Below are 15,048 nucleotides of genomic sequence, written 5' to 3' on the forward strand. Positions count from 1 at the left end.
CGGGACGCGTAGTCGGAGCCTCCCCGGTTCGCCGGGGAGGCTCCGACCGGGTCGGGAGTCAGGGCGTCAACTGCGCGGTCAGCCGATCGAGTCCGTCCCTGATGAGCTGACCGTACGGGTCGTCGCCGAGCGCGTCGATCCGTGCCCGGGCCCGCCCGAGGTGGTCGCGGGCCCGGTCACGGTCACCGAGTCTGCGGTAGCAGTCGGCCATGCTGAGGTGCAACGACGGATACAGGCTCGCCACCGACATCGGCACCCCGGCCTGTGCCAGGCGGGCATCGGTGAGGACGTCGACCGCGACCAGGGCCCGCTGGTCCCAGATCAACTCCTGCTCGACGTCGTCCTGCACGTCGGCCATCGAGTGTGCGAGGACGCAGACGTGCAGCGGATCGCCCCGCTCCCCGTCGATCTCGTCCCAGATCCGTGTGAAGAGGTCCCGGGCCGCCACCCGCTGGCCCTGTTGATGGTGCAGCTGCACGCCTTCGTTGATCCGCGCGAGCGTCGCGTCGGCGGCCACCGCCTGCTGCCGCGCCGCTTTGTCGGGGGAAGAGGACACGGATCGTATTCTGCCCGACACCGTCGCGGCGACACGATCGACGAGACATCGAGACACTTCCACTCCACCCCGGTGCTGGAGTCGAATCCGATCTCTACACCCTTGACGGGAAGCCGGCCTTCTGCTGCTATTTTATCCGTGCAGATAACACCGGAGGTTGATCGGAAGACGCGGATTCTCGAGGCGTTCGTCGAGTTGCTGGCCGAGCACGGCTACGCGGGGGCCACGTTCGCGCGGATCGTCGTGACGGCGCGACTCAGCAGCACGCGGCTCATCACGTACCACTACGACACCAAGCAGGATTTGGTCGCCGCGGCGTTGCGCCACATCGGCGAGCGGGCGCAGCAGTACATGGTCCCGGCGATCGAGGCCGAGTCGTCGGCGCGCGGCAAGCTCGCCGCGTACCTGCGCTCGAATCTCCGCTTCCTCGGCGAACGACCGGCGTACGCCCGCGCGGCCGTCGAGATAGTCCGTAACCTGCCGAGGGACGCGGCGGATGCGGATGTTCACGAGGACGTACCGGTGCTGCTGCTGGCGCAGCTCTTCGTCACCGGCCAGGAGTCCGGGGAACTGCGCCGGTTCGACCCGGTCGTCATGGCGGCGACGGTCCGTGCCGCCGTCGATGCGGCCGTCGAGCGGTTCGCCGGCGGCGAGGGCATGGACCTGGTCGCCTACGCGGAGGAGTTGTGCGGGCTCTTCGACCGCGCGATCGCGGCGGACCCGACCCCGGGAGATCTCGGCGAGGTGCTGCCGTGAGGCCGGTCCGGAACGACGCCCGGCCGACGCCGACTGCCGCCGGGCGTCCGGGACAGGGCGCACGCCGCGCTCTGGTCGGACGAATCGTCGTCGACGTGGTCCTGCCCCTGCTCGTCTACTACGCGCTCCGCGCCCTGGGCGCCGGTGTGCTGGCCGCCACCCTCGCCGCGGGGGCGGTTCCCGCGGCGAACGCCGCCCTGGTCGCCGCCCGCAGCCGGCGGATCGACGTCGCGGGTCTCGTCGTCGTCAGCCTGTTTCTGGTGGGGGGCGCGCTGAGCGTGGTGACCGGGGACGCGCGGCTGCTGTACGTCAAGGACGGCTGGCTCACCGGCCTGCTCGGCGCGTGGGTGCTGCTGTCGCTGACCATGAAGCGGCCGTTCATGCTCCACCTCGGCACGGTCATCGCCACGGCGAAGGTCGGTGCTGCCGGCGCCGCGGCGTGGCAGCAGCGCTGGACCGACGATCCCGTCTTCCGGCGCCGACTGCGCCTGGTGAGTGTGGTGGTCGGCGTCGTGCTGATGCTGGACGCGCTGGTCCGCGTCGCGATCGCCATGGTGGTCGACCTCGACGCGGTCGCGACGCTCACCAACGTGCAGTACGTCGTCATGCTCGCCGGCCTCCTGTCCTGGTTCTTCTGGTACACGGCCCGGCACGGGCTGCGCGCGTGAGCCCGACGACGCGTACGACCGCGTCCTACGTCGAGCTCGCCCCGGCGCCGGGGCTGGTCGACCACGTTCGGACCGTGTGGGTGCAGACGACCGGGACGGTGCCCTACGTGCAGCGGCACCTGCCCACCGGTGGCGCGGAGCTGCACTGGCCGATCGGTGGACCGCCCCGGCTGCTCGGCCCGTTGACGGGTCCGCGGGTCGAAGTGATCCCTGCGGCGACGACCCTGCTGGGTGTCCGGTTCCACCCCGGGGTGCCCCTACTGACGACCGGAGGCGTCGGGGACCTGCTCGACCAGCGGGTTTCGCTCGACGAGTTCGGCCACCGGTGGGTGGACCGCCTGGGTGAGGCGATCGCCGGCGCGGCCACGCCGCGGGCGGCGCTGCGTGTCCTGCAGGACTTCCTGCTGCACCGCGTACGGACCGCCGCTCCGGATCCGCTCGTCCGCGCGGCGGTGCGGTTGCTGATGCCCTGGACGTCGCGCGACGTCGGCGCGGTCGCCGACCACCTCGGACTGTCGGCGAGCCAGTTCCGGCGTCGCTGCCGGTGGGCGGTGGGAACAGGGCCGAAGTCGTTGCAGCGGACGCTGCGGTTCCAGGGTTTCCTCGCGTTGGCGCAGGCGGGCGCGACCGCGACGGGACGCCGTGGGGCCGACGGGATGGCGGGACTCGCGGTCGACGTGGGGTACGCGGACCAGGCCCACCTGAGCCGGGAGGTACGCCGCCTCACCGGGTTGACACCGGGCGGCCTGCTCGGCGCTGACGTCGAGAGGTGCTCGTGCGGTCACGACCACACCGCGTCGTACGCGCCGTTTCTCGTGGGCCGCCGTCCACGGGTACCCCGGTGAGGGTGCGCGATTCGTTCAAGACCGGCGAGCGGGACGCTCGATAACGTCGCCCCGTGATCGACCGGTATCCACTCCGCCTGCCCGGGGACTTCGACGGTGAGGTGCTCACCCGCGACCAGGCCGGGTACGACAGTGCGCGTCGACCGGTCGGCTCTGCCGGCGCGGCACGGCGACCTCTCGTCGTACTGCGGTGCCGGTCCGTGCGTGACGTCGCCGCGGCTCTCGGGTACGCGCGTGACACCGGCATCGCCCTCGCGGTACGCGGCGGAGGGCACTGCTTCGCCGGCCGGTCGTCCACCGACGGCATCCTGATCGACGTCTCCGGGTTGCGGGGCGTCGACCTGTCCGACGACGGGACCGTGACGGTCGGCGCCGGGGTACGCCTCGGTCAGCTCTACGGCGCGCTGCACTCCCGTGGACGGACGTTACCCGCGGGGTGCGGCGCGACGGTCGGTGTCGCGGGACTCGTCCTCGGAGGCGGCATCGGGCTGCTCGGGCGGCTTCACGGCCTGACGTGCGACCGGCTGGTGGCAGCGACGGTCGTCCTCGCCGACGGCAGTGTCATCGACTGCGACGAACACCGCGACCCCGAGCTGTTCTGGGCGTTGCGCGGGGCCGGCGGTGGGCAGTTCGGCGTCGTCACCTCCCTGCGCCTCGCCACCGTCACCGAGCCGTTGACCGCCCGGGTCGTCCTCACCTGCCTCGACGGCGATCCGGCCCGGGTCGTCGCATCGTGGCAGGCGTCGGCACCGGACGCGCCGGACGACATCTCGACGGCCCTCGAACTCACCGGCGAACCGGGCCGAGGCGTCCGCGTGGTCGTGTCGGGAATCGCGGTGGACGCCGCCCGCGCCGGCGCGTGGCTGCGCGACCTTGCCCGTGACTCGGGTGCCGGCGCCCGGCTGTCCGTGGCCGATCCCGTGCCCTTCACCCTCGCCAAGTGGGCGTCGGCCGATCCCCGTCAGGACGTCGGTGACGGCCGCCTGCGGTCGGAGTACTTCGCACGGCCCCTCCCACCCGATGTCGTCACCGACCTGCTCGCGCTGCTGACCTCGGGGGACGCCGGGCACCACAGGCGACTCACGTTCACCCCGATGGGCGGCGCCTACAACCGTGTCGGCCCGGCGGACACCGCATTCGTGCACCGACGCGAGCGGTACCTGCTGGAGCATGTCGGCCATCGTGGCGACCCCTGGGTCGACGCGTCGTGGACGCTCGCCCACCCGCACTCGTCACACCGCGTCTACCCCAACTTCCCCGACCCCCTGCTCGACCGGCCGGCGGACGCCTACTGGGGTACCAATCACGCCCGGCTGGCCGTCGTCAAACAGTCCTACGACCCACAGCACCTGTTCGGCTTCCCGCAGTCCCTCTGAGGTGTCCGACAACCCTCTGAGGTGTCCGACAACCACCGAAAGGCGATCCATGAGCAAGGTCCTCGCAGCACTGTCGGTCTCGGTCGACGGGTACATCACCGGCCGCGACCCGGGCCCCCGACGCGGACTCGGCGACGGTGGCATGCTGTTCGACTGGTACTTCGACGGTGACACTCCGAGCGCGGTGATCGACGGGTTCCGGCTCAGCGCCCCCAGCGCCCGCGTCTTCGACGCGGCCGCGGCACGGGTGGGCGCGAGCCTGGCCGGGCGCAACACCTACGACGACTCCGGCTGGGACACCGGCGGCACCCCGCACCCGGACGCGCCGCTCGTGGTGCTCAGCCACCGGCCGCTGCCCGCCACGCACCCCCGTCAGAATCTGGTGACCAGCGGCATCGCCGAGGCCGTCGAGACGGCCCGCCGCCTGGCCGGCGACAAGGACGTGGCTCTCATGGGCGGCGGGGTGACCACCGCCGCGCTGGCCGCGGGTCTGGTCGACGAACTGATCCTGCACCAGCGGCCGGTGTTGCTGGGCGCCGGCCGGCCGTACTTCCAGACCCTGTCCGCGCCGGTCGAGCTTCGCCTGATCGAGGCCGTCGCCGCACCGGCCGTGACCCACCTGCACTACGAGGTGGTCCGATGATCCTCGTGACCGGCGGCCTCGGCATGATCGGCGCGCAGACCGCCCGCGCCCTGACGGACCTCGGCCACGCCGTTGTCGCGACCGCCCACCGGCGGACCGAACGCCCGACGTTCCTGCCTGATGACGTCGTCGTCGAACGACTCGACGTCACCGACCCCGCCGCGGTGTCGGCTCTCGGCGACCGGTACCGGATCACCGACATCGTCCACCTGGCCGGCAGCATCCCCGGCGAGGACCGGGTGGCGTACTTCCGGGCCGACACCGCCGGCCTGCTCACCATGCTCGACGCCGCGCGCGCCTGGCGCGTACGGCGCTTCGCCGTCGCCGGCAGCCTCGGCTCCTACCTGGGCCGCGATGACGTCCCCTGGTACGAAGACCTGGCCCTGCCCACCGCGCCGGCACCACACCCGATCATCGCGTTCAAGAAGGCGGTCGAACCACTGACCACGAACGCCCTGCAGGGCACGGGAACCGAGGCGGTCGTGCTCCGCATCGGCAGCACCTGGGGACCGCTCATGGACCCGGCGACACCGTTCAACGCGATCCCGCCCTACATCAGCGCCGTGCTGCGCGGCGAACGCCCCGCAGCCGTGCACGCCCAGGACGGCGGGGACTTCTGCTACGCGCCGGACGCCGGACGCGCGATCGCCATGCTCATCACCGCCGACACCCTCGCCCACGACGTCTACAACGTCTCGAGCGGACAGCCCTTCACCAATGGGCAGCTCGTCGACGCCGTGCGCGCGGCCGTTCCGCACGCGCGGCTCGACGTGGTCGACGGACGCCGGACCGGCCCGGGGCGCGATCCCTACCTCGACATCTCCCGGCTCCGCACCGACACCGGGTTCAACCCAACCTTCGACCTCACCACCGCAGTGGCCGACTACGTCGCCTGGCGGACCCACCACGATCGCTGACCACCACACCCGGGGAGAAACAACCGTGCTGCATCCCGACATCCGCCGCGTGCTCGACGAAGCACCGATCGCCCACCTCGCCACCGTTCTACCGGACGGCTCACCGCACGCGACTCCCGTGTACGTCGGTACGCATGGCGACCACATCGTCATATTCACCGGCCCCGGCAAGCGCAAGGCGCGCAACCTGCGCCGCGACCCGCGCCTCGCGTTGTCTGTCGCACCGGCCGACGACCCGTTCACCCCGGTCGCCGTACGTGGCCGCGTCGTCGCGTGGATCGACGGCGACGCCGGATGGTCGATCATCGACCGTATCGTCGCCAAGTACACCGACGGGACCTACCCGCGCGACCACGAACGCGTGGTCGCCGTCATCGAGCCTGATCACCAGACCATCGGCATCCGCTGACGCCCTACCGGCCGGCCCGTACGGCTGTTCCCGGCAGCCACCGGAACACCGCGCGGGCCGCTCCTGTGCTCACGGACGGACCGTCGAGCGGCCGGCCACGACATTGACACACTTCCCTGCCTGATCTAGCGTCGGGGCGAATCGATTCGACCTCGGACCGGATGCTCCGGCATCCTCCGACGGACGATCGCGTGGTGTTCGGGCGAACGTGGTGACCACCGACGATTCGACGGCAGCCCGGTCCCGCACGGCGGCGAGACCAGTGACGGGCAGCCGTGGCCCGAGCCGGCCGTCCTCGTGGGCACCTCACGTCTTCAGGGTTTCTCGGCGGCGAGCCCGTTGGACGGGGTGACCGACGGTGACGGGGCGCGCGTTCGTCGCACACCCCTTCCACCTGAACAAGGAGATCCAGCTGTGCCACTCCGCAGACTGTCCGCCCCCTGGTTGGGGGCAGCACTGGCGGCCATGCTCCTGATCGCCGTCGGCACGTACGTCGTCAGCACCGTCACTCCGGCCGCCGCGGCCACCACCGCCGGCTGCGGCAAAGCGCCGGGACTGACCAGCGGCACCCACACCATCCAGAGCGGCGGGAAGAGCCGCAGCTTCATCCTTCGGCTACCCGACAGCTACAACAACACCTACGCCCACCGGCTGGCCTTCGGCTTCCACTGGTTGGGCGGCACCGCCAGCCAGGTCGCGTCGGGTGGGACCGACGGCGCGCCGTGGGCCTACTACGGCATGCTCTCGCAGGCGAACAACACCACGATCTTCGTGGCCCCGCAGGGCCTCAACAACGGCTGGGGCAACGCCAACGGTGAGGACGTCACCTTCACCGACGACATGGTCCGCGTGATCGAGAACGCCCTCTGCGTCGACACGACACAACTCTTCTCCGTCGGGTTCAGCTACGGCGGCGCGATGAGCTACTCGTTGGCGTGTTCCCGGCCTACGGTGTTCCGCGCCGTCGCGGCCATCGCCGCCCCGGGTGCGATCAGCGGATGCAGCGGCGGCACCCAGCCCGTGGCGTACCTGGGTATCCACGGCATCAACGACAACATCCCGAACGGCCGGGCGTTGCGCGACAGGTTCGTCCGCAACAACGGCTGCGCCGCACAGAACCCGCCCGAGCCCGCGGCGGGCAGCCGGACCCACATCACCACCGCCTACTCCTGCCAGCCCGGCTACCCGGTGCTCTGGGCCGCGTTCGACGGCGGCCACCAGCAGGGCCCGGTCGACGGATGCGCCGGTTGCGAGAGCGGCGCGCGGAGCTGGGTCAAGCAGGAGGTGTGGAACTTCTTCGCCCAGTTCGGCGGCGGCACGCCGCCCACCACTCCCCCGCCCACCACTCCCCCGCCGACGACCCCGCCACCCGGCCAGCAGAACGTGCTGATCGCGGGCAGCCAGTCCGGCCGATGCGTGGACGTGCCCAACTCGAGCACGGCCAACGGCGCCCGCCCGCAGCTGTGGGACTGCCACGGTGGCACCAACCAGCGCTGGACCTTCACCGCCAACCGCACCCTGACCGTCTACGGCAACAAGTGCCTCGACGCCAGCGGCGGGGGCCGCAGCAACGGCACCGCCGTGATCATCTGGGACTGCAACGGCCAGGCCAACCAGCAGTGGAGCCTGAACGCCAACGGCACCATCACCGGGGTCCAGTCGGGCCTCTGCCTCGACGCCGTCAGCTCCGGTACGGCCAACGGCACCCAACTGCACCTCTGGTCCTGCCACGGTGGCGCCAACCAGCAGTGGAGCACGCGCAACTAGCCACGACGCCCAACGCGCGCCGCTCGGGTTCCGTCCCGGGCGGCGCGCGTCCCGCGCCGGCTGCCGACCGGGTACGCGTCGCGCGGGGCCCGGTGAAGAATGCTTCGTGTGGCGAACACCGATGCGCGCAGGCGCTGGCGGGAGCACCAGCTCGCACAGCGGCGTGACCCGTTCCATCCCGATGTCGCCCAGGGGGACCTCGAGGGATTCACGCTGGTGCGTCCGGACGGTTCCGTGACGGCCGAGGTCGTCCACGTCCAGTGGCTGGACAACCACCCGGCGGGTCCCGACACGCATGTCACCGTCTCGTTCGCGGACGGGTCGAACGTGCAGTTCGCGTTCGACACCCCGGTCGTCAAGGTGCGAGCGGCCGATCTGCGGACGTTCAATCGTGACGACCTGCGTCCGGCAGCGCCGTCCGGATGGGGAGCGGACGTCGGACGCTGGGACGTCACAGGTGAGGGCGAGCCGCCAGTTCTCGACGTGAGGTGATGTCGAGTTTGCGGAAGATCTTGCGTAGGTGGTAGTCCACCGTGCTCGGGCTGATGAACATCTGTGCCGCCACCTCCCGATTGGACGCGCCCTCCGAGACCCGGCGCGCGATGTCGCGCTCCTGGCCGGTCAGTCGGCAGCTCTGAGCGAAGCGATCGCTCGTGTCGCGGCGGTTCAGCCTGCTGCGGAGTTCGCGGCGGGATGCGACGTTCAGCCTGTGGAACACTCCACGCAGATGGTGTTTGACGGTGTGTGGGCTGATGACCAGGTGTCGTGCGACCTCGACGTTGGTGGAGCCTGCCGCCACCAGCAGGGCGATCTGTTCCTGTCGAGGGGTCAGCGTCGCACCCGGAAGAACTCGGGCGGGCTCGGCTGGGACGCGGTGCATCGTGCTCCTCGGGCGAGGGTTCGGGGTCTCGACGACCATCCGAACGCACCGCTGTGCGCGACGAGTGCAGACTGAGTGCTCGCGCCCTGACCGCTCACGACGCGCCGCTCATCAGGCTCAGCCGGGCCCGGACGTAAGCGACCATGGTTCGGTATGCCTCGGCCTCCTCGATGCCGGAGAACTCGATGAGTTCCCGGAAGCCGTTGTCGGCGATCAGGCCCTCGAACCGCTGGCAGCCCTGTTCCGCGCGCGCCCGGTCGCCCAGGTCGAATGCGGCCCGCGCGAGGATCGCCGCGATGGCGCAGCGGGGACCGTTCGACTCACTGATGTCTTCCGCCAACCCCCACTCCGAGACCGTCACCGCTCGCTCGAGCTGGCCGAGTCTCCAGGACGATTCCGCGATGAGCTGCGCGTAGCGGATGTTCAGGTGGTCGAGGTGCTGCACCATCGCGATGGCCAGCCCTTCGTCCGCGGCACGTACGGCATCGTCGAACCGACCGGATCCGAGGCACGCTCTCGTGAGTGTCAGCAGCGACACGGCGAGCAGTTCCTGACGCTCCGTACGCCGGGCAAGGGCCACGGAGCGTTCGCCGTACGCGTTGGCGGCGTCGTGCTCGCCCCGCGACAGCGAGAGCACGGCGAGGTTTCGCAGGACGTCGGCCTGCCCGGCGAGGTCTCCGGCGCCTTCGAAGATGGACAGGGCTCGACGGAGGTATTCGTCGGCCGGTGGCAGCGGGGCGAAGACCTCACCGACGGCACGAAGAAGTTCGCCCTCCATCAGCGGCTCGTCGAGCGCGCCGGCCACGTCGAGGATCGCGAGTACGGTCCGTGTCCGGCCCGCGGGGATGGAGTTGCTGCCCGGTGCCGAGGCCGCGAGGACCATGGCCGTCGCGTCGCGCTCCAGACCGTGCACGAGGGCCAGATCGATCGTCGCCCACAGCGCCGCCCGTTCGCGTGCGTACCAGGCGGCAGCCTGCGACACGCTGTCGAACGATTCAGGCGTCACGTCCGGCGGGACACCGGTGACGGTGCCGACCGGCTGCCGGTGGTGGCTCGCGTACGCGGCCCGGGCGGAGTGCAGGTAATGCAGGACGAGACGTCGCTCGTACTCCGGTCGTTCCCGGTCCTCGTCGAGCAGCTCACCCGCGTAGGCCCGCAGCAGGTCGTGCAGGACATACCGCCCGGACTGCGCCTCGTCGAGCAGGTTGGCGGTCACCAGTTCCGTGAGCAGCGCGCGGGCCCTCGTCCGACTGACCCCGACGACGCTCGCCATCGACTCCAGCGAGACCCCCGGACCCGGATGGACGGCGAGAGCACGGAACACCTGCGCCGCCGATGGATCGAGAGCGCGGAACGACCACGAGAACACCGACCGGACATCGTCGGACGAGTCCGCGCTGGACAACGCGTCGAGTCTGGCGGACGGGTCCGAGACGCCGCTCACGACAGCGCTCAGTGGCAGGGCCGGGTTGAGCGCCACGCGGGCGGCGACGATCGCCAGTGCGAGCGGCAGCCCGGCGCAGAGCGTGATGACCTTGTCCAACGAATCCGGGTCCACGGTGGCGCGGCGGACGCCGAGCCGGTTGATCAGAAGCTGCCGGGACTCGGCCCTGGTCAGCCGGTCGACCTGCAGATAGCGTGCCCCCTCCCGGGTGACGAGGCTCGTCATCCGGTGGCGGCTCGTCACGATGACCAGACAGCCCTGCGAGGCTGGCAGCAGCGGGCGGACCTGATCGGAGTCGCGGGCGTTGTCGAGGAGGATCAGGACGCGACGACCGGCGAGGCGACTGCGGTAACGAGCCGCCTGGGCGTCGACGTTCTCCTGTGGGGACGACACCGCCGGCTCGCCCAGTGACGCGAGCAACGTGGCGAGCGCCTCCTGCGATGACATGACCCGTCCGTCCGGGTCCAGGCCCCGCAGGTTGAGGAACAACTGGCCGTCGGGGAACTCGTTGGCGATCTGGTGGGCCCAGTGCACCGCGAGGGCGGTCTTGCCGATGCCACCCATGCCGCCGAGCACGGTGATCACGATCGTCGCGTCGCTGAACGCGTCGGACAGCAGGGCGTCGAGCACCGCGGCCGTGTCGTTGCGTCGGACGAAGCCCGCGACCGGCGGCGGCAGCTGCGCGGGCCGCGGGGCGTCCGGTGGGCGCAGCTCGTCCTGCGAGGTCCAGCCGCTGGCGAGCAGTTCCCGATACGCCTCGCGCAGTTCGGACCCCGGATCCACCCCCAGTTCCTCGGCGAGACGTTGACGGGTCCGCTCGAAGACCTGCACCCCCTCGGCCCGGTGGCCGGTGGCCACGTACGCGCGCATCAGGCACGCCTGCAGGGCCTCGTCCAACGGGGCCGCGGCGGCCACGCTCACCAGCGGGGTCAACGCGGCGTCGGCCATGCCGTGGGCCATCGCGGCCTCGCTGGCCGCGAGCGCCACCGCGATGCGCTCCCGTTCGATGGCAACGAACTCCGGCGAACGCAACGCGCCGGTCGGAAGGTCGGTGAACGCCGGGCTGCGGCCGAGCTCCAGTGCGGTCAGGTACGCCCGCACGCCGGCCTCGGCATCCCCGCCGGCGAGCGCCTCGCGGGCCCGCCGGACCAGCTCGCGGTACATGGCCAGATCGGATGCCTCGGTCGCGAGGATCAGGCGGTAGCCCGTACCGGCCGGTAGGAGGTAGCGACCGGTTTCGCGGACGTCCAGGTCCGGTTCCAGAATCCGCCGGAGGTTACCGACGTGCCGGTGGATCTGGTTGGCGGCGCTGGCCGGAGGTTGGTCGTCCCAGACGCTGTCCACGATGCTGTCGAGACTGACCGCGTCACCGCCGGCCGCGAGGAGCTTGGCGAGGATGATCCGCTGGCGAACCGGGCCGAGATCGACGTCCGAGCCGTCCCGCCGGCAGCCGAGACCGCCGAAGACCTTGAACTCGCAGTGGGACGGCGGCCCGTCCGGGAGCCTGCGGTCGGGCGTGGTCACGATTGACATCCTAGAGATCAAAGGGTGGCGATTTCGCTCTTCGGCCCAAGCCTGCGGCTTGTTCCGGGTCCGCCGCATCGCCCATCTCTCGTTGTCTTTCGGGCGGTCGACGAAGCCCGGGACTACGTGCTTCGGGTGATTCGCGAAACGGTCCCACATCCGTACCTTCGGCAGGGTTCCAGCGCGGAACGCAAGCCAAGGAGAGTGCATGCCCCACGTCAGCGTTGGCTCAGAGGGAGCCGACCCGATCGACATCTATTACGAGGATCACGGCGCCGGCACCCCGGTCGTTCTCAGCCACGGCTATCCGCTCAGCGGACGGGCCTGGGAGAAGCAGGTCGCCGCACTGCTCGCCGCCGGGTACCGCGTCATCACGTACGACCGGCGGGGTTGGGGCAATTCCAGCCAGCCCGCCGGTGGATACGACTACGACACGTTCGCCGGCGATCTGAATGCGCTCCTCACGACACTCGACGTACGCGACGCCATCCTCGTGGGTCATTCGATGGGAACCGGTGACGTCGCCCGGTACCTGGGTCGCTACGGCACCGGGCGCGTCGCGAAGGCCGTGCTGATGTCGCCGATCCCGCCGTTCCTGCTGAAGACGGACGACAATCCCGAAGGCGCGCCGCAGTCGTTGTTCGATGGCTTCATCGAGGCCGCGCGGGCGGACCGCAACGGGTGGCTCAAGCAGTTCCTGCAGAACTTCTACAACCTCGACGTCTACGGCGGATCACTGGTCAGCGACGAGGCTTTCCAGGCCAGTCTGGACGTGGCCGAGGCCGGATCTCCCGTCGCCGCGGTGGCCTGTATCCCGACCTGGCTCACCGACTTCCGCGAGGACCTGGCCACGATCGACGTCCCGGTACTGGTGATCCAGGGCGACCAGGACCGGGTCCTACCCATCGGGGTCACCGGCCAGCGGCTGCCCGCCTTCATCACCGATGCGCGATTGCTCGTCATCGAGGGCGGACCGCACGCGATTGCCTGGACCCACGGCGATCAGGTCAACGCCGCTCTGCTCGATTTTCTTCAGAAGTGAGAGGAACCATCGTGAAGCTGTCCTTCCGTCGCCGCCTCGTCTACGTGGGCGCGACCATCGGCGCCCTGGTCGTGACAGGTGCCGGCATCGGCACCGCGCAGGCCGCCACGAACCACGCCGTGCAGTCGCGTTCCACGGTCAAGCCGACGGTCGTGCTCGTGCACGGGGCGTGGGCGGACGGGTCCAGCTGGGACAAGGTGACGGCCAAGCTCCAGCACGACGGCTACCGGGTGGTCACCCCGCCGAACCTGCTGTCGGGCGTGGAGAAGGACGCCAAGAACCTCCGCGCGTACCTGGACACCATCAACGGACCGATCGTCCTCGTCGGGCACTCGTACGGCGGCATGGTCATCACGAACGCCGCCCTGGGCGACGAGCAGGTCAAGGCCCTGGTGTACGTGGACGCGTACATCCCGGACCAACACGACAGTGTGTACGGGCTGACCTCGGCCCTGCCGGGCTCGGTCTTCGCGGCCGAATCGTCCACCGTCTTCGACGTGGTCGCCAACCCCAACGACGAAGACCCACACAACGTCAACCTGTACGTCAAGCCGTCGGTCTACGGCAAGGCGTTCGCCGACAAGAGCATCCCCGCCAGGGACGTCGCGGTGCTCGCCGCCCGGCAACGCCCCCTTGCCTACAACGCCCTGACCGAGGAGGCCACCGAGCCGGCCTGGCGCACCATCCCCTCGTGGTCCGTGATCGGCAAGCAGGACGCCGTCATCCCGGCCGCACAGCAGGTCGTGATGTCCAAGCGCGCCAAGGCGCACACCATCGAGATCAACGCCCCGCACCTGTCCATGGTCACCGACGCGGGCGCGGTCACCAATCAGATCGAGGCTGCCGCCAAGGCGACGAGCTGACACGACGGGAGGCCGTGGCATCGCTCACCGCGATGCCACGGCCTCCCGGTCGAGGTCTCGACACCTGGTCAGGTGGTCGTACGTGCCGCCTCCAGGATGACCCTGGCCTGGTCGGGATGCGAGATCAGGCCCAGGTGAACGGCGTCGACCCGAGTGATGTCGCGTCTCGTCTGGGTTACGGCGAGCACCTCCGCCTGGCGGCGGGGCAGACCGTTGGCGAAGCCGTCGGCGACGAGCCGTCAGCCCGCCGTGGTCGGATCGGCGGCGACGCCGGGCTCGGACCTTCGCTCGTCAGCGTGGTCAGGGACGGAAGGCGGCAAGGATCAGACCCGCGTAGCGACGCCACACGGCCGGATCGCGTTCGTCCAGCAGGATGAGTTGGCGGGCCACGCCGCACAACACGACGCGGACGTCGAGGGCACCGGCGTCCGGCCGCACCGAGCCGGCCGCCTTCGCCGCATCGAACAGGCGGGCGATCAGGTCGACAAGCTCCGCGGCCGGCAGCAGACGGCCTTCGAAGAACACCGTCGCCAGGCCACGGTCGCGGGCGAGATGGCCGAGCAGATCCGGCAGGTAGTCGCGCAACGCGCGGTCGGCGTCGTCGGCGGCAAGAGCGGCGAGGGTACGCGCCCGCAGCGAATCGAAACCCTCCTGCGCGACCGCCAGCACCAGTTCGTCCTTGCTCGGATAGCTGCGGTAGACCGTCGCCCGTCCGACTCCGGCGCGCGCCGCCACCTCGGGCACGGTCACGTCCAGGCCGCGCTCGGCGAACAGTTCACGGGCCGCCGCGACGACCCGCTCGTGGTTACGCAGCGCGTCCGCGCGCCGAGGAACGTTCACTGTCGGTCTGGCTCGACGTCGAAGCCGGTCTCGTGGACCTGCTGGAACCGACCGTCCTCGGCCAGCGTGGCGAAGTGGTACACCTCCCGGTGGACCACCGTGCCGTCGGTCATGGTCATCTTGTAGCGGTGCCGCTCGGCGTAGTGCAGACCGTCGTACAGCTCGTCGAGCACGGTCACCGTGCCCTCGACGACCGTGTCGCGGATGCCGGCGACCATCTCCGCGAACTCGCCGCGATCGCGCGTCCGACCGTCGGCGGTATGGACCAGGCCGGGGGCGTAGTACTTGTCCACGGCCTCCGGCAGGGCGAGGCGCGGCTCGAAGGCCACGTCGCGGATGGCGTCACTGATACGTACCGGTGTCATCGGGCACCCCTTCCAATATCCGGACCCGCTAGTCCGGATAGCGTCGACGGTACCGGACTCGCGAGTCCGCTACCAGGTGACGCGTGACACCGACCCTTCGTCCCGGCGACTTCTTACCGAACCATGACGGGCCGGGCCAGCGTCGACCCTGGC

Annotated in this window: 16 protein-coding genes; 11 read left to right on the forward strand and 5 right to left on the reverse strand. The window is 70.5% G+C overall.

Annotation, left to right across the window (positions count from 1 at the left end; all coding sequences use genetic code 11):
- Positions 1-58: 58 nt before the first annotated feature.
- Positions 59-556 carry a hypothetical protein gene (locus ACN263_RS18080; protein WP_422735535.1) on the reverse strand — a complete coding sequence of 166 codons (498 nt, stop codon included), beginning with the start codon at positions 554-556 and terminating at the stop codon, positions 59-61.
- A gap of 138 nt (positions 557-694) precedes the next feature.
- On the opposite strand from ACN263_RS18080, the gene ACN263_RS18085 reads away from it, so the two are divergent.
- The 9 genes from ACN263_RS18085 to ACN263_RS18125 all read left to right on the forward strand — a co-directional run bounded on the left by ACN263_RS18085 (position 695) and on the right by ACN263_RS18125 (position 8,429).
- A complete protein-coding gene (locus tag ACN263_RS18085) occupies positions 695-1,312 on the forward strand; it encodes a TetR/AcrR family transcriptional regulator (protein WP_422735536.1) in 618 nt (205 codons plus the stop codon).
- Positions 1,309-1,980 (forward strand): VC0807 family protein, encoded by a 672-nt coding sequence (locus ACN263_RS18090; RefSeq protein WP_422735538.1) that lies wholly within the window; start codon positions 1,309-1,311, stop codon positions 1,978-1,980. The genes ACN263_RS18085 and ACN263_RS18090 overlap by 4 nt, the downstream gene beginning before the upstream one ends.
- Positions 1,977-2,825, forward strand: a complete 849-nt coding sequence (locus ACN263_RS18095) for a helix-turn-helix domain-containing protein (protein ID WP_422735540.1) — start codon at positions 1,977-1,979, stop codon at positions 2,823-2,825. Before ACN263_RS18090 ends, ACN263_RS18095 begins: the two co-directional genes overlap by 4 nt.
- A 53-nt stretch (positions 2,826-2,878) precedes the next feature.
- Positions 2,879-4,201, forward strand: coding sequence for an FAD-binding oxidoreductase (locus ACN263_RS18100; protein WP_422735541.1), 1,323 nt, complete (start codon positions 2,879-2,881; stop codon positions 4,199-4,201).
- A gap of 49 nt (positions 4,202-4,250) precedes the next feature.
- Complete coding sequence (locus ACN263_RS18105; protein WP_422735542.1) at positions 4,251-4,844, forward strand: dihydrofolate reductase family protein; 594 nt, start codon at positions 4,251-4,253, stop codon at positions 4,842-4,844.
- A complete protein-coding gene (locus tag ACN263_RS18110) occupies positions 4,841-5,761 on the forward strand; it encodes an NAD-dependent epimerase/dehydratase family protein (RefSeq protein ID WP_422735544.1) in 921 nt (306 codons plus the stop codon). The genes ACN263_RS18105 and ACN263_RS18110 overlap by 4 nt, the downstream gene beginning before the upstream one ends.
- Before the next feature lie 25 nt (positions 5,762-5,786).
- A complete protein-coding gene (locus tag ACN263_RS18115; protein WP_422735546.1) occupies positions 5,787-6,170 on the forward strand; it encodes a PPOX class F420-dependent oxidoreductase in 384 nt (127 codons plus the stop codon).
- 465 nt (positions 6,171-6,635) lie between these two features.
- Positions 6,636-7,937: a ricin-type beta-trefoil lectin domain protein gene (locus ACN263_RS18120; RefSeq protein ID WP_422740734.1), complete on the forward strand. Its 1,302-nt coding sequence runs from the start codon at positions 6,636-6,638 to the stop codon at positions 7,935-7,937.
- A gap of 108 nt (positions 7,938-8,045) precedes the next feature.
- Positions 8,046-8,429, forward strand: coding sequence for a hypothetical protein (locus ACN263_RS18125; RefSeq protein WP_422735547.1), 384 nt, complete (start codon positions 8,046-8,048; stop codon positions 8,427-8,429).
- On the opposite strand, the gene ACN263_RS18130 is transcribed toward ACN263_RS18125, so the two are convergent.
- A complete protein-coding gene (locus ACN263_RS18130) occupies positions 8,389-8,856 on the reverse strand; it encodes a response regulator transcription factor (RefSeq protein ID WP_422735548.1) in 468 nt (155 codons plus the stop codon). The genes ACN263_RS18125 and ACN263_RS18130 overlap by 41 nt on opposite strands.
- 55 nt (positions 8,857-8,911) lie before the next feature.
- Positions 8,912-11,785 (reverse strand): BTAD domain-containing putative transcriptional regulator, encoded by a 2,874-nt coding sequence (locus ACN263_RS18135; protein WP_422735550.1) that lies wholly within the window; start codon positions 11,783-11,785, stop codon positions 8,912-8,914.
- Positions 11,786-11,993: 208 nt separating this feature from the next.
- Here ACN263_RS18135 and ACN263_RS18140 point away from each other — a divergent pair, with 208 nt between their 5' ends.
- Positions 11,994-12,827, forward strand: a complete 834-nt coding sequence (locus tag ACN263_RS18140; protein WP_422735552.1) for an alpha/beta fold hydrolase — start codon at positions 11,994-11,996, stop codon at positions 12,825-12,827.
- Positions 12,828-12,838: 11 nt separating this feature from the next.
- Complete coding sequence (locus tag ACN263_RS18145) at positions 12,839-13,690, forward strand: alpha/beta fold hydrolase (protein ID WP_422735554.1); 852 nt, start codon at positions 12,839-12,841, stop codon at positions 13,688-13,690.
- Between the two features lie 300 nt (positions 13,691-13,990).
- Here the strand turns inward: ACN263_RS18145 and ACN263_RS18150 are convergent, their stop codons facing one another.
- Both ACN263_RS18150 and ACN263_RS18155 read right to left on the reverse strand, forming a co-directional pair.
- Positions 13,991-14,530, reverse strand: coding sequence for a TetR/AcrR family transcriptional regulator (locus ACN263_RS18150; protein ID WP_422735556.1), 540 nt, complete (start codon positions 14,528-14,530; stop codon positions 13,991-13,993).
- Entirely contained in the window at positions 14,527-14,895 is a 369-nt protein-coding gene (locus ACN263_RS18155; RefSeq protein WP_422735558.1) for a hypothetical protein, read from the reverse strand. The genes ACN263_RS18150 and ACN263_RS18155 overlap by 4 nt, the downstream gene beginning before the upstream one ends.
- Between the last annotated feature and the right edge of the window lie 153 nt (positions 14,896-15,048).

The sequence above is a fragment of the Micromonospora sp. WMMD729 genome (genome assembly GCF_049315225.1).
Taxonomy (GTDB): Bacteria; Actinomycetota; Actinomycetes; order Mycobacteriales; family Micromonosporaceae; genus Micromonospora.

Coding starts and splice junctions, on each gene's coding strand:
- ACN263_RS18105 (WP_422735542.1), top strand. CDS start 4,251: ATGAGCAAGGTCCTCGCAGCACTGTCGGTCTCGGTCGACGGGTACATC.
- ACN263_RS18110 (WP_422735544.1), top strand. CDS start 4,841: ATGATCCTCGTGACCGGCGGCCTCGGCATGATCGGCGCGCAGACCGCC.
- ACN263_RS18120 (WP_422740734.1), top strand. CDS start 6,636: ATGCTCCTGATCGCCGTCGGCACGTACGTCGTCAGCACCGTCACTCCG.
- ACN263_RS18130 (WP_422735548.1), bottom strand. CDS start 8,856: ATGGTCGTCGAGACCCCGAACCCTCGCCCGAGGAGCACGATGCACCGC.
- ACN263_RS18140 (WP_422735552.1), top strand. CDS start 11,994: ATGCCCCACGTCAGCGTTGGCTCAGAGGGAGCCGACCCGATCGACATC.
- ACN263_RS18155 (WP_422735558.1), bottom strand. CDS start 14,895: ATGACACCGGTACGTATCAGTGACGCCATCCGCGACGTGGCCTTCGAG.